Annotated in this window: 5 protein-coding genes, 2 tRNA genes and 3 rRNA genes; 2 read left to right on the top strand and 8 right to left on the bottom strand. The window is 56.8% G+C overall.

Translation table 11 applies throughout. The annotated features are described in order from the left end of the window. Positions 1-13: 13 nt before the first annotated feature. Positions 14-2,371, bottom strand: a complete 2,358-nt coding sequence (locus tag HU759_RS10790) for a DNA polymerase II (RefSeq protein ID WP_186618180.1) — start codon at positions 2,369-2,371, stop codon at positions 14-16. Positions 2,372-2,695: 324 nt separating this feature from the next. Between HU759_RS10790 and HU759_RS10785 the strand changes: the two genes are divergently transcribed. Continuing rightward, on the top strand, positions 2,696-4,918 hold the full coding sequence (locus tag HU759_RS10785) for a TonB-dependent siderophore receptor (protein WP_170040656.1): 2,223 nt from the start codon (positions 2,696-2,698) through the stop codon (positions 4,916-4,918). Positions 4,919-4,962: 44 nt separating this feature from the next. On the opposite strand, the gene HU759_RS10780 is transcribed toward HU759_RS10785, so the two are convergent. Beyond that, the gene (locus tag HU759_RS10780) at positions 4,963-5,430 is read right to left on the bottom strand and encodes an SRPBCC family protein (RefSeq protein WP_170040655.1); all 468 of its coding nucleotides are present in this window, start codon (positions 5,428-5,430) and stop codon (positions 4,963-4,965) included. Between the two features lie 100 nt (positions 5,431-5,530). Here HU759_RS10780 and HU759_RS10775 point away from each other — a divergent pair, with 100 nt between their 5' ends. Then, positions 5,531-5,932: a GFA family protein gene (locus HU759_RS10775; RefSeq protein ID WP_017135350.1), complete on the top strand. Its 402-nt coding sequence runs from the start codon at positions 5,531-5,533 to the stop codon at positions 5,930-5,932. On the opposite strand, the gene mrdA is transcribed toward HU759_RS10775, so the two are convergent. The 6 genes from mrdA to HU759_RS10745 form a co-directional block, all read right to left on the bottom strand. Next, entirely contained in the window at positions 5,933-7,825 is a 1,893-nt protein-coding gene (gene mrdA, locus HU759_RS10770) for a penicillin-binding protein 2 (protein ID WP_099550099.1), read from the bottom strand. A 349-nt stretch (positions 7,826-8,174) separates the two neighbouring features. After that, a 5S ribosomal RNA gene (gene rrf / locus HU759_RS10765) occupies positions 8,175-8,290 on the bottom strand. Between the two features lie 157 nt (positions 8,291-8,447). Then, a 23S ribosomal RNA gene (locus HU759_RS10760) occupies positions 8,448-11,339 on the bottom strand. Between the two features lie 247 nt (positions 11,340-11,586). Further along, positions 11,587-11,662, bottom strand: a tRNA-Ala gene (locus tag HU759_RS10755). A 30-nt stretch (positions 11,663-11,692) separates the two neighbouring features. Continuing rightward, a tRNA-Ile gene (locus HU759_RS10750) sits at positions 11,693-11,769 on the bottom strand. An 82-nt stretch (positions 11,770-11,851) separates the two neighbouring features. Further along, a 16S ribosomal RNA gene (locus tag HU759_RS10745) occupies positions 11,852-13,388 on the bottom strand. Together the 16S, 23S and 5S rRNA genes with 2 tRNA genes alongside form the textbook arrangement of a ribosomal RNA operon. Positions 13,389-13,641: the final 253 nt, after the last annotated feature.

Here is a 13,641-nt window from a genome sequence, read left to right as displayed (position 1 = left end):
ACAGGCAAGCGTTTTAAAACAAGCCCATTTGCCCGCCGACCAGCGTGCCGAAATCATCATTTACGAACGGCAGGATCGCATCGGCCACCGGCTGCAATTGCCGGGTGACGTAGTGGTCGTAGTCGATCGGCGCCTGGCGTACTTCCAGCGGCTGCGGGCCGTTGACCGTGATCACATAGCTGATCCAGCCGCCGCGCTGATACTGGCGCGGGCGCCCCAGACGGTCGTTATATTCATCCGCCAGGCGTGCGGCGCGCACATGCGGCGGCACGTTGCGCTCGTAATCGTCGAGTGGGCGGCGCAGGCGTTTGCGGTAGATCAGCAGGTCGTCGAGTTCGCCGCTCAAGGTACGCCGCACATAGTCGCGCACATAGTCCTGATGGGGCTGGCGATGGAAGATGCGCTGATAGAGTTCCTGCTGGAATTGCCGGGCCAGCGGCGACCAGTCGCTGCGCACGGTTTCCAGGCCTTTGTAGACCATTTCTTCGCTGCCGTCGGCGCGTACAACCAAGCCGGCGTAGCGCTTTTTGCTGCCCTCCTCGGCGCCGCGGATGGTCGGCATGAGGAAGCGGCTGAAGTGGGTTTCGTATTGCAGTTCCAGGGCGCTTTGCAGGCCGAATTCGTTGTGCAGATGCGCGCGCCACCACTCGTTGACGTGCTGCACCAGTTCCCGACCGATGCGGCTGGCGTCCTCCGCAGCATGCGCGCTGCCGAGCCAGACGAAGGTGGAGTCGGTGTCGCCGTAGATCACATCATAACCCTTGGCTTCGACCAGCTCGCGGGTCTGGCGCATGATCTGGTGCCCACGCATCGTGATCGAGGACGCCAGCCGCGTGTCGAAGAAGCGGCAACCGCTGGAGCCAAGCACGCCGTAAAACGCGTTCATGATGATTTTAAGGGCTTGGGACAACGGCGCGTTGTGTTCACGCTTGGCCACTTCGCGGCCTTCGGAAACCCGCGCGACAATCGAGGGCAGGCAATGCCGGGTGCGGGAAAAACGCGCACCGCGAAAGCCCTCTACCGATTCGCTGTCCTCGGGATATTTGAGGCCTTCGATCAGGCCTACCGGGTCGATGAGAAAACTGCGGATGATCGACGGGTAAAGGCTTTTGTAATCGAGCACCAGCACCGACTCGTAGAGGCCCGGACGCGAGTCCATCACGAACCCGCCGGGGCTGGCCTGGGGCGGTTTGTCGCCCAGGTTCGGCGCGACGAAGCCCTGGCGGTGCATCAGCGGCATATACAGGTGCGTGAACGCCGCCACGGAGCCGCCATTACGGTCGGCCGGCAGCCCGGTGACGCTGGCGCGTTCGAGCAGGAACTTGAGCAGTTCGGTCTTGGCGAAAATCCGCGTGACCAGCTCGCAGTCCTTGAGGTTGTAGCGCGCCAATGCGGGCTTGTCCTCGGCGAACATGCGGTTGATTTCGTCCATGCGCTGGTACGGCGTGGAGATGTCCTTGCCTTCGCCGAGCAGGGTTTGCGCGACGTTTTCCAGGCTGAAGGATTCGAAACTCCAGGTGGCCGAACGCAAGGCTTCGATGCCATCGATGATCAGCCGCCCGGCGGCAGCGGCGAAGTAGTGGTTGCGGCTGCCATGTTCACGCCAGGCCATCGCCTCGCCGCCACGCCCGAGCAACAGCGGCACGTTGAGGCGCTGGGCGTGTTCGTGGAGCACGCGCAGGTCGAACTGCACCAGGTTCCAGCCGATGATGGCATCGGGGTCGTGGGTAGCCAGCCATTGGTTGAGGCACTCGAGCAGTTGGGCGCGGGTATCGCAGTAGTCGAGTTTGAAGTCCACCGCATCGGCTTTGTTTGGCGGGCCGAGCATGTACACCTGGCGCTCGCCGCAGCCTTCCAGGGCAATGGAATACAGGTCGCCTTGGGCGGTGGTCTCGATGTCCAGGGACACCAGTTTGAGCGGCGGGCGATAGTCCGGCGCGGGTTTCATCTGCGCCTCAAGCAAGGTGCCGCTGGCATCCGGTGTGCCGCCGAACCACACGGGCGCGGTGATGAAGCGTTCCATCATGTAACGCTCGGGCGGGCGCACGTCGGCTTCGTAGACGTCGACACCGGCGGCGCGCAGGCGCTTTTCCAGGTCCATCAACTGGCGGTGCTGGCGGGTGTAGAGACCAAGGACAGGGCGATGATGGAAGTCGCACAATTGCAACGGGCGCAGTTCAATCTCGCGCTCGCCCTTGAGCAACCAGTCGAGCGGCTTGCGATGGGCTTGCGGAATAAACATCACCGAGGTTTGCACGGGTAGGCGCACGCACCGTGGGCCTTGGTCGGTGGCCAGCCAGAAACTCACCTCCGTGCCCGCCGCCGTGTCGCGCCAATGCCGGGTCAGGACAAAACCCTGCTGTAAATCCACCGTACCGCACCTCAGGAATCGCTTTCAGGGCGTGATTCTACTCGGCATCCGGGCAAACGCGATGGGCGATGGCATTTACCTTTGCGTTTGTACTCAGCGCCTGGTCCATCGCCCTTGCCCAGGCGCCCGAAGACGCGCCTGCCGCCCACACCTTTGCCGCCGCTGGTCGGCAGCTCGCGCCTGCGCGGACAACGATTTCACAAACTGGTTGCGAAATATTAATGACAATTACTATCATTCGCGCCGGAGTCGTATCCGCGCAGTGAGGAAGCGCAACGTTGTTGCCCTTTTCCTCACATTGACGGTTCGCCGTCCGGATCGACCATGCCCACCTGCAACCAAATTTCTGTACCGTTTCGCCCTGCCCTGCTTGCCCTTTGCTGCTCACTGAGCCTTGCCGCTCACGCGGCAGCCCCAGAAACTAACAACCGTCCAGACGGCAACACACTGGAATTGGGTGCAACCAACATCAGCGCCGACGCACCTGCACCGAATGCATTGCCGCCGGTTTACGCTGGCGGCCAGGTCGCGCGCGGCGGTCAGCTAGGCGTGCTGGGCAACCAGGACATCATGGACGCGCCGTTCAGCATGTCCTCCTACACCGAGAAGTTGATCCGCGAGCAGCATGCGCAAACCGTCGGCGATGTGTTGCTCAATGACTCGTCCGTGCGCCAGGCATCGGGCTATGCGAACCAGGCTCAAGCCTTTGTGATTCGTGGCCTGCCGCTCAACGGCGACGATATTTCGTTCAACGGTTTGTACGGCATCCTGCCGCGCCAGATCATGTCCACCGACGCCCTGGAACGGGTTGAAGTGTTCAAAGGCCCCAACGCCTTTATCAACGGCGTCACACCCAGCGGCTCCGGCATCGGCGGCGGCGTTAACCTGCAACCCAAGCGCGCTGATGATGTGCCTTTGCGCCGTTTGAGCACCGACATCAGCAGTGACGGCCGGGTGGGTGAACACCTGGACATCGGCCAGCGCTTCGGCGAAGACAACCGTTTTGGCGCGCGGGTGAATATTTCCCAGCGCGAAGGCGACACCGCCATCGACGACGAAAGCCAGCGTTCGAAGCTGTTTTCGGTCAGCCTGGACTATCGCGGCGATGCCCTGCGGGTGTCAGGCGACTTTGTTTATCAGAAGCAGCAGGTCAATGGCGGACGCAACACGGTGTTGCTTGGCAGCGGGCTGACCCATATCCCGAATGCGCCGTCGGCCGACACCAACTACGCGCCGAACTGGGGCACCACCAGCCTGGAAGACACCTTCGGCATGTTGCGCGGCGAGTATGACCTCAACGATAACTGGACCGCCTACATCGCCGGGGGCGCCAAGCACACCAACGAGCTGGGCCGCTATTCGTCGGTGACCCTGAGGGACACACTAGGCAATGCCACAGTCAGCGGCTCGAACATTGCGCATCAGGAAGACAACACCAGCCTGATGGCCGGCCTGAACGGCAAGTTCCAGACCGGTGCTGTCAGCCACAAATTGAACCTCGGCTTGACCGGCATCTGGACTCAGACCCGCAACGCCTTTGACTTTGCCTCCGGCAGCCAGCCGACCAATATTTACAGCCCGGCCGATGTGACCGCTCCAGCCAAAGGCGGCTTCACCTCCGGCAGCGACCTGAACGACCCCGGCATCACCGCCAAGACCTTCGCCCGCAGCGCGGCGGTGTCGGACACCTTCGGCTTTATGGATGACCGTTTGCTGTTCACCGCCGGACTGCGCCGCCAGGAGCTGGTGGTTCAGGGCTACGCCTACGGTACCGGCACACGCACCGCCAACTACGCCAAGGGCATCACCACGCCGGTGTATGGCCTGGTGTTCAAGCCATGGGAGCATGTGTCTCTCTACGCCAACCACATCGAAGGCCTGGCGTCAGGGCCGACGGCTCCCTCCACCTTCAGCAGCGCCATCGTAACCAACGCCAACCAGACCTTTGCACCCGCGCGTTCGAAACAGACCGAGGCTGGCGTCAAGCTCGACATGGGCACCTACGGCGCAACGCTGGGTGTGTACCGAATCGAACAGCCGACCCAGGGTTTTTCCCAACTGAATGCGGACGGCACCGCGACCTTTGTCTTCGAAGGCGAGCAAGTCAACAAAGGTGTAGAGCTGAACGTCTTCGGCGAACCCGTCAGCGGCTTGCGCCTGCTGGGCGGCGCGACCATCATCCACACCGAAGTCAACGGCACGGCAAACGGCGCCAACGACGGCAACCGCGCCATTGGCGTGCCGTCCTTCCAACTTAATGCCGGCGTGGATTGGGATGTGCCGGGTCTGCAAGGCGTGAGCGTCAACGGCCGTATGCTGCGTACCGGCGGCCAGTACGCCGATGCGGCGAACAACCTCAGCCTGCCGGCATGGAATCGCTTCGATGTGGGCGCCCGCTACAACTTCAAGGTGGCCCAGCGCGATGTGAGCCTGGGTGCCACGGTGGAGAACGTGGCGAATACCAAGTACTGGGAATCGGCGCTGGGCGGTTATCTGACCCAAGGTGATCCGCGGGTCGCCAAGTTCTCGGCGACGGTGGATTTCTAAACGCGTTGTAACCACATGAGTCAGCGGATTTGCGCATCGCTGGCTCAGGCGCGGTGGGCCTGGTTCAGATAATTTTCGATGTTACCCATTTGCTCGTCCCAGCCTCGGGAATTCATCCTGAAGGCTTTTTGGCGACGGGGTTCGGGCACTGCGTCAAAACCGGATTCGACCACCCGCAGCAGGATGCCCGGCGCGCGGTCTTCGAGGGTGAACTCTACCAGGGTCGGAGTTTCGTGGTCGTAGTCGACGCCCTTCTCGACAGCGTAAGGGTGCCATCTGAATGAGAACAGGGTTTGGGGCAGGATGCGCACGATTTCGGCCTTCCACACCACATGTTCATAGCCTGGGTAGGTGATCGGCGCCTCGATGTTTTTTCCAGCGGTAAAGGTTTTACCCTTGAGGGCGATGCCAAACCACTCGCCAAATTGCTCGGCTTTGGTGAGCGCTTCCCAGATCTGCTTGCGCGGTACGTTGAGCAGGACTTTTCGTTCGATGCGATCTAACACGTGCATAAGTCACCTCCTCCATTGAAAGTAGGCGACAACAAACAATGCGCAACCTCAGGTTGTAAGCAATGATGATTGTCCCCGTCCTTAATCAGGCAATACGTGTATGACTGACCCGCTGAATGGAAGTTGCTTCTGCAAAGCCGTGCGCTATCAAATCGACAGCTTGGACATGCCCATCAGCCACTGCCATTGCGACAGTTGCCGCAAGGTGCACGCAGCCGCATTCGTGGCCACCGCCGGAGTGATGCGCGAGCACTTTCGCTGGATGCAGGGTGAGGCGCTGCTGTCGTCGTTTGAATCTTCACCGGGCAAGCTCAGGCATTTCTGTTCGCGCTGCGGGTCACACCTGATGGCTGAGCGTGGGCATCAGCCCCATGTGATTGTGCGGGTGGCGACACTGGATGATGACCCTGGCGTGCGGCCCACCTCGCACATCTGGACGGCCCATGATGTGCCCTGGCTTGCTTACGCAGGCGTAGAGCACTGGGATGAGTGGAAGGTTTGACTAGACGTGCGGGTCACCGGGCGCCTTGGCCGGCGTCGCATATTGCGGCTTGAGATGGCCTTCCTGGTCAAGCAGCCAGGCGTCCATGATCTGCCGCACCACCGGGCCCGCCACGCGGCCACCGGCCTCGCCGTTTTCGATCATCACCGAGATCACGATTTTCGGATGTTCGGCCGGCGCAAAACCGACGAACAAGGCGTTGTCGCGATGCCGTTCCAGCGTCTTGTTGCGGTCATAGCGCTCACCCTGCTTGATCGCCACCACCTGCGCAGTACCACTCTTGCCGGCGATCCGGTACTGAGCACCGGCCGCTGCTGCACGGGCGATACCGCGAGGGTCATGCATCACCAGCTGCATGCCGTGGTTGACCTGCTCCCAATCACGCGGATCCTTGAGCACTACGTTAGGCATTGGGTTCTCGTCCACCGGCGGCACGCCATTGATAGTCTTGGCCAAGTGCGGACGGTTCCACACACCTTTGTTGGCGATCAACGCGGTGGCCTGGGCCAACTGCAATGGCGTGACCTGCATATAGCCCTGGCCAATGCCGAGGATCACGGTTTCGCCCGGGAACCAGGGCTGGCGACGGGTTGCACGCTTCCAGGCCTGGGAAGGCATCAGGCCAGCTGATTCTTCGAACATGTCGAGAGAGACTTTCTGCCCGAGGCCGAACTCGGCCAGGTAGTCGTGCAGGCGATCAATACCCAGCTTGTGGGCCAAGTCGTAAAAGTAGGTGTCGTTGGAGCGCATGATCGCCGCATCCATGTCCACCCAGCCGTCACCGCTGTGGTTCCAGTTGCGGTATTTGTGGTCAAAATCGGGCAGTTGGTAGTAGCCTGGGTCGAACACCCGGGTTTGCGCGGTCACCACACCACTGTCGAGACCGGCGATGGCCACTTCCGGCTTGATGGTCGAGCCAGGCGCGTAAAGCCCGCGTAGCACGCGGTTAAACAGCGGTCGGTCGATAGAGTCGTGCAGCGCGGCATATTCCTTGAAACTGATGCCGGTGACGAACAGATTCGGGTCAAAGCTCGGCTTACTCACCATGGCCAGCACTTCGCCGGTCTGCGGGTCGAGGGCCACCACCGAACCACGGCGATCGCCCAAGGCCTCTTCCGCGGCTTCCTGGAGCTTGACGTCGAGGCTCAGCACGATGTTTTTGCCGGGGATCGGGTCGGTATGCTTGAGCACGCGCAACACGCGGCCCTGGGCATTGGTCTCGACCTCTTCATAGCCGACATGGCCGTGCAGCTCGGACTCGTAGAAACGCTCGATACCGGTCTTGCCGATGGACTGGGTACCGCGGTATTCCACCGAGTCGAGGGCCTTGGATTCTTTCTCGTTGATTCGGCCAACGTAGCCAATCGAGTGGGCAAAATGCGCGCCCAACGGGTAATGCCGCACAAACTGAGGTTCAACATCGACGCCCGGCAAGCGGAACTCGTTAACGGCCAGCAAGGCAATCTGCTCTTCGGTCAATTCGTAGAACAGCGTTACCGGCACAAAAGGATGGCGGGCTTGTTTCAATGCCTTGTCGAATACCGCTCGGTCTTCCGCGGGTAAGTGCAACAGGCTGACGATAGCGTCCAGCTCGCCCTTGAGGTCGGTGGTGCGCTCGCGAGTGATGGTCAGGTTGTAGCTGGGACGGTTGTCGGCCAGCACCACGCCGTTGCGGTCATAAATCAGCCCGCGCGTCGGCGTGATCGGCAGTACGTGGACCCGGTTGTTCTCGGAAATCGTCGAGTGATAGTCGTACTGCACCACCTGCAGGAAATACATGCGCCCGACCAGGGCGCAGGTAATACCAATCACCAAGAGTGCGCAGGCGAGCAAGCGCTTGTTGACCAGGCGGTTTTCTTTTTCGTGATCCTTGATCGGTATCGGTTCAGGCATTTCTACAGCATCTCGTTGAAGAAGTTCGACGCCGCGTCCTGCGGTTGAAAGATCAATCCTTGTGAAAATGTGCTGCACCATACCAAAAATGCAGAAACACTTTGCATCGATTTCCCCAACGGCATGCTGTTTTGTCAGACACGGACCGATTTGGGCTGCAAAAGGCCTTAATCACGCAAGTGCGATCAATCACATGACCTTCCAGCTTTGTGCAGGGCGCGTGTGAGAATGGCGATCGGGATGATGCCGATTGAGCTGATCAAGGCGTAGAGGTTTTGAAGTTGGCGCTTTTCGAGCGCCCAAAACAAAACCCCTGATTGCGTTAGCAATCAGGGGTTTTGGAATTTAATCTTGACGATGACCTACTCTCACATGGGGAAACCCCACACTACCATCGGCGATGCATCGTTTCACTACTGAGTTCGGGATGGGATCAGGTGGTTCCAATGCTCTATGGTCGTCAAGAAATTCGGGTACTGAGTCGTAGCCAGATGGCTTCGCTTCAGCAAATTGGGTATGTGACAGCTTTCGGTGTTTTGTGAGCGTCGAACTTTCGGTTCATCTCGTCTTCACACACCGCAATCTGATGCTCTTTCGAGTAGTCAAATTGCTTGGGTGTTATATGGTCAAGCCTCACGGGCAATTAGTATTGGTTAGCTCAACGCCTCACAGCGCTTACACACCCAACCTATCAACGTCGTAGTCTTCGACGGCCCTTCAGGGGACTCAAGGTCCCAGTGAGATCTCATCTTGAGGCTAGTTTCCCGCTTAGATGCTTTCAGCGGTTATCTATTCCGAACATAGCTACCCGGCAATGCCACTGGCGTGACAACCGGAACACCAGAGGTTCGTCCACTCCGGTCCTCTCGTACTAGGAGCAGCCCCTCTCAAATCTCAAACGTCCACGGCAGATAGGGACCGAACTGTCTCACGACGTTCTAAACCCAGCTCGCGTACCACTTTAAATGGCGAACAGCCATACCCTTGGGACCGGCTTCAGCCCCAGGATGTGATGAGCCGACATCGAGGTGCCAAACACCGCCGTCGATATGAACTCTTGGGCGGTATCAGCCTGTTATCCCCGGAGTACCTTTTATCCGTTGAGCGATGGCCCTTCCATACAGAACCACCGGATCACTAAGACCTACTTTCGTACCTGCTCGACGTGTCTGTCTCGCAGTCAAGCGCGCTTTTGCCTTTATACTCTACGACCGATTTCCGACCGGTCTGAGCGCACCTTCGTACTCCTCCGTTACTCTTTAGGAGGAGACCGCCCCAGTCAAACTACCCACCATACACTGTCCTCGATCCGGATAACGGACCTGAGTTAGAACCTCAAAGTTGCCAGGGTGGTATTTCAAGGTTGGCTCCACGCAGACTGGCGTCCACGCTTCAAAGCCTCCCACCTATCCTACACAAGCAAATTCAAAGTCCAGTGCAAAGCTATAGTAAAGGTTCACGGGGTCTTTCCGTCTAGCCGCGGATACACTGCATCTTCACAGCGATTTCAATTTCACTGAGTCTCGGGTGGAGACAGCGCCGCCATCGTTACGCCATTCGTGCAGGTCGGAACTTACCCGACAAGGAATTTCGCTACCTTAGGACCGTTATAGTTACGGCCGCCGTTTACCGGGGCTTCGATCAAGAGCTTCGCGTTAGCTAACCCCATCAATTAACCTTCCGGCACCGGGCAGGCGTCACACCCTATACGTCCACTTTCGTGTTTGCAGAGTGCTGTGTTTTTAATAAACAGTCGCAGCGGCCTGGTATCTTCGACCGGCATGAGCTTACGGAGCAAGTCCTTCACCCTCACCGGCGCACCTTCTCCCGAAGTTACGGTGCCATTTTGCCTAGTTCCTTCACCCGAGTTCTCTCAAGCGCCTTGGTATTCTCTACCCAACCACCTGTGTCGGTTTGGGGTACGGTTCCTGGTTACCTGAAGCTTAGAAGCTTTTCTTGGAAGCATGGCATCAACCACTTCGTTAACTAAAAGTTAACTCGTCATCAGCTCTCGGCCTTAGAATCCCGGATTTACCTAAGATTCCAGCCTACCACCTTAAACTTGGACAACCAACGCCAAGCTGGCCTAGCCTTCTCCGTCCCTCCATCGCAATAACCAGAAGTACAGGAATATTAACCTGTTTTCCATCGACTACGCTTTTCAGCCTCGCCTTAGGGACCGACTAACCCTGCGTCGATTAACGTTGCGCAGGAAACCTTGGTCTTTCGGCGTGGGTGTTTTTCACACCCATTGTCGTTACTCATGTCAGCATTCGCACTTCTGATACCTCCAGCAAGCTTCTCAACTCACCTTCACAGGCTTACAGAACGCTCCTCTACCGCATCACTTACGTGATACCCGTAGCTTCGGTGTATGGTTTGAGCCCCGTTACATCTTCCGCGCAGGCCGACTCGACTAGTGAGCTATTACGCTTTCTTTAAAGGGTGGCTGCTTCTAAGCCAACCTCCTAGCTGTCTAAGCCTTCCCACATCGTTTCCCACTTAACCATAACTTTGGGACCTTAGCTGACGGTCTGGGTTGTTTCCCTTTTCACGACGGACGTTAGCACCCGCCGTGTGTCTCCCATGCTCGGCACTTGTAGGTATTCGGAGTTTGCATCGGTTTGGTAAGTCGGGATGACCCCCTAGCCGAAACAGTGCTCTACCCCCTACAGTGATACATGAGGCGCTACCTAAATAGCTTTCGAGGAGAACCAGCTATCTCCGAGCTTGATTAGCCTTTCACTCCGATCCACAGGTCATCCGCTAACTTTTCAACGGTAGTCGGTTCGGTCCTCCAGTTAGTGTTACCCAACCTTCAACCTGCCCATGGATAGATCGCCCGGTTTCGGGTCTATTCCCAGCGACTAGACGCCCTATTAAGACTCGCTTTCGCTACGCCTCCCCTATTCGGTTAAGCTCGCCACTGAAAATAAGTCGCTGACCCATTATACAAAAGGTACGCAGTCACAGAACAAAGTCTGCTCCCACTGCTTGTACGCATACGGTTTCAGGATCTATTTCACTCCCCTCTCCGGGGTTCTTTTCGCCTTTCCCTCACGGTACTAGTTCACTATCGGTCAGTCAGTAGTATTTAGCCTTGGAGGATGGTCCCCCCATATTCAGACAAAGTTTCTCGTGCTCCGTCCTACTCGATTTCATGACTAAGAGATTTTCGCGTACAGGGCTATCACCCACTATGGCCGCACTTTCCAGAGCGTTCCGCTAATCTCAAAGCCACTTAAGGGCTAGTCCCCGTTCGCTCGCCACTACTAAGGGAATCTCGGTTGATTTCTTTTCCTCAGGGTACTTAGATGTTTCAGTTCCCCTGGTTCGCCTCTTACGCCTATGTATTCAGCGTAAGATAACCATCTTATGATGGCTGGGTTCCCCCATTCAGACATCTCCGGATCAAAGTCTGTTTGCCGACTCCCCGAAGCTTTTCGCAGGCTACCACGTCTTTCATCGCCTCTGACTGCCAAGGCATCCACCGTATGCGCTTCTTCACTTGACCATATAACCCCAAGCAATCTGGTTATACTGTGAAGACAACATTCGCCGAAAATTCGAATTTCTCAACTAAGAGAACTCACAAATTTTACCTTAGCCTGATCCGTTACCAGTGAAAGTAACGTTCAGTCTATCTTTCTATCACATACCCAAATTTTTAAAGAACGATCTAATCAAAGACTAGAAATCAACATTCATCATCAACCTGATGGAATGCTCATTTCTAAGCTTTCTTAACGTAGAAGCAGTAGTGGTGGAGCCAAACGGGATCGAACCGTTGACCTCCTGCGTGCAAGGCAGGCGCTCTCCCAGCTGAGCTATGGCCCCGTATTTCTACAGGCGTTTCCCACACAAAATTGGTGGGTCTGGGCAGATTCGAACTGCCGACCTCACCCTTATCAGGGGTGCGCTCTAACCAACTGAGCTACAGACCCAATTTCGGGCTGCTTCTTATCGTCTTCTTCAATGAATCAAGCAATTCGTGTGGGAACTTATGGAGCAGCTGATGTCGTCGATTAAGGAGGTGATCCAGCCGCAGGTTCCCCTACGGCTACCTTGTTACGACTTCACCCCAGTCATGAATCACACCGTGGTAACCGTCCTCCCGAAGGTTAGACTAGCTACTTCTGGTGCAACCCACTCCCATGGTGTGACGGGCGGTGTGTACAAGGCCCGGGAACGTATTCACCGCGACATTCTGATTCGCGATTACTAGCGATTCCGACTTCACGCAGTCGAGTTGCAGACTGCGATCCGGACTACGATCGGTTTTGTGGGATTAGCTCCACCTCGCGGCTTGGCAACCCTCTGTACCGACCATTGTAGCACGTGTGTAGCCCAGGCCGTAAGGGCCATGATGACTTGACGTCATCCCCACCTTCCTCCGGTTTGTCACCGGCAGTCTCCTTAGAGTGCCCACCATGACGTGCTGGTAACTAAGGACAAGGGTTGCGCTCGTTACGGGACTTAACCCAACATCTCACGACACGAGCTGACGACAGCCATGCAGCACCTGTCTCAATGTTCCCGAAGGCACCAATCTATCTCTAGAAAGTTCATTGGATGTCAAGGCCTGGTAAGGTTCTTCGCGTTGCTTCGAATTAAACCACATGCTCCACCGCTTGTGCGGGCCCCCGTCAATTCATTTGAGTTTTAACCTTGCGGCCGTACTCCCCAGGCGGTCAACTTAATGCGTTAGCTGCGCCACTAAAAGCTCAAGGCTTCCAACGGCTAGTTGACATCGTTTACGGCGTGGACTACCAGGGTATCTAATCCTGTTTGCTCCCCACGCTTTCGCACCTCAGTGTCAGTATTAGTCCAGGTGGTCGCCTTCGCCACTGGTGTTCCTTCCTATATCTACGCATTTCACCGCTACACAGGAAATTCCACCACCCTCTACCATACTCTAGTCAGTCAGTTTTGAATGCAGTTCCCAGGTTGAGCCCGGGGATTTCACATCCAACTTAACAAACCACCTACGCGCGCTTTACGCCCAGTAATTCCGATTAACGCTTGCACCCTCTGTATTACCGCGGCTGCTGGCACAGAGTTAGCCGGTGCTTATTCTGTCGGTAACGTCAAAACAGCAAAGTATTAATTTACTGCCCTTCCTCCCAACTTAAAGTGCTTTACAATCCGAAGACCTTCTTCACACACGCGGCATGGCTGGATCAGGCTTTCGCCCATTGTCCAATATTCCCCACTGCTGCCTCCCGTAGGAGTCTGGACCGTGTCTCAGTTCCAGTGTGACTGATCATCCTCTCAGACCAGTTACGGATCGTCGCCTTGGTGAGCCATTACCTCACCAACTAGCTAATCCGACCTAGGCTCATCTGATAGCGCAAGGCCCGAAGGTCCCCTGCTTTCTCCCGTAGGACGTATGCGGTATTAGCGTCCGTTTCCGAACGTTATCCCCCACTACCAGGCAGATTCCTAGGCATTACTCACCCGTCCGCCGCTCTCAAGAGAAGCAAGCTTCTCTCTACCGCTCGACTTGCATGTGTTAGGCCTGCCGCCAGCGTTCAATCTGAGCCATGATCAAACTCTTCAGTTCAAACATCTTTGGGTTTTTAAGAAACCCTAAACTTGGCTCAGCAATCGTTGGTTACATCTTTGATTTCTCGCGGAGTAACTTGTGATGCTGATAATCTTGTTGACTATCAGTCTGACTCCACAAGCACCCACACGAATTGCTTGATTCAGTTGTTAAAGAGCGGTTGGTTAAGATCTTTCGTCTCAACCGAGGCGCGCATTCTACAGCAGCCTCATTTACTGTCAAGTGATTATTTTCAGAAGCTTTCGAAGAA

The sequence above is a fragment of the Pseudomonas sp. OE 28.3 genome (assembly GCF_014268205.2).
Classification (GTDB): Bacteria; Pseudomonadota; Gammaproteobacteria; order Pseudomonadales; family Pseudomonadaceae; genus Aquipseudomonas; species Aquipseudomonas edaphica.
The sequence above is the reverse complement of the archived record's forward strand: the minus strand, read 5'-3'. Positions and strand labels throughout refer to the sequence as shown.

Coding starts and splice junctions, on each gene's coding strand:
- HU759_RS10785 (WP_170040656.1), top strand. CDS start 2,696: ATGCCCACCTGCAACCAAATTTCTGTACCGTTTCGCCCTGCCCTGCTT.
- HU759_RS10780 (WP_170040655.1), bottom strand. CDS start 5,430: ATGCACGTGTTAGATCGCATCGAACGAAAAGTCCTGCTCAACGTACCG.
- HU759_RS10775 (WP_017135350.1), top strand. CDS start 5,531: ATGACTGACCCGCTGAATGGAAGTTGCTTCTGCAAAGCCGTGCGCTAT.
- mrdA (WP_099550099.1), bottom strand. CDS start 7,825: ATGCCTGAACCGATACCGATCAAGGATCACGAAAAAGAAAACCGCCTG.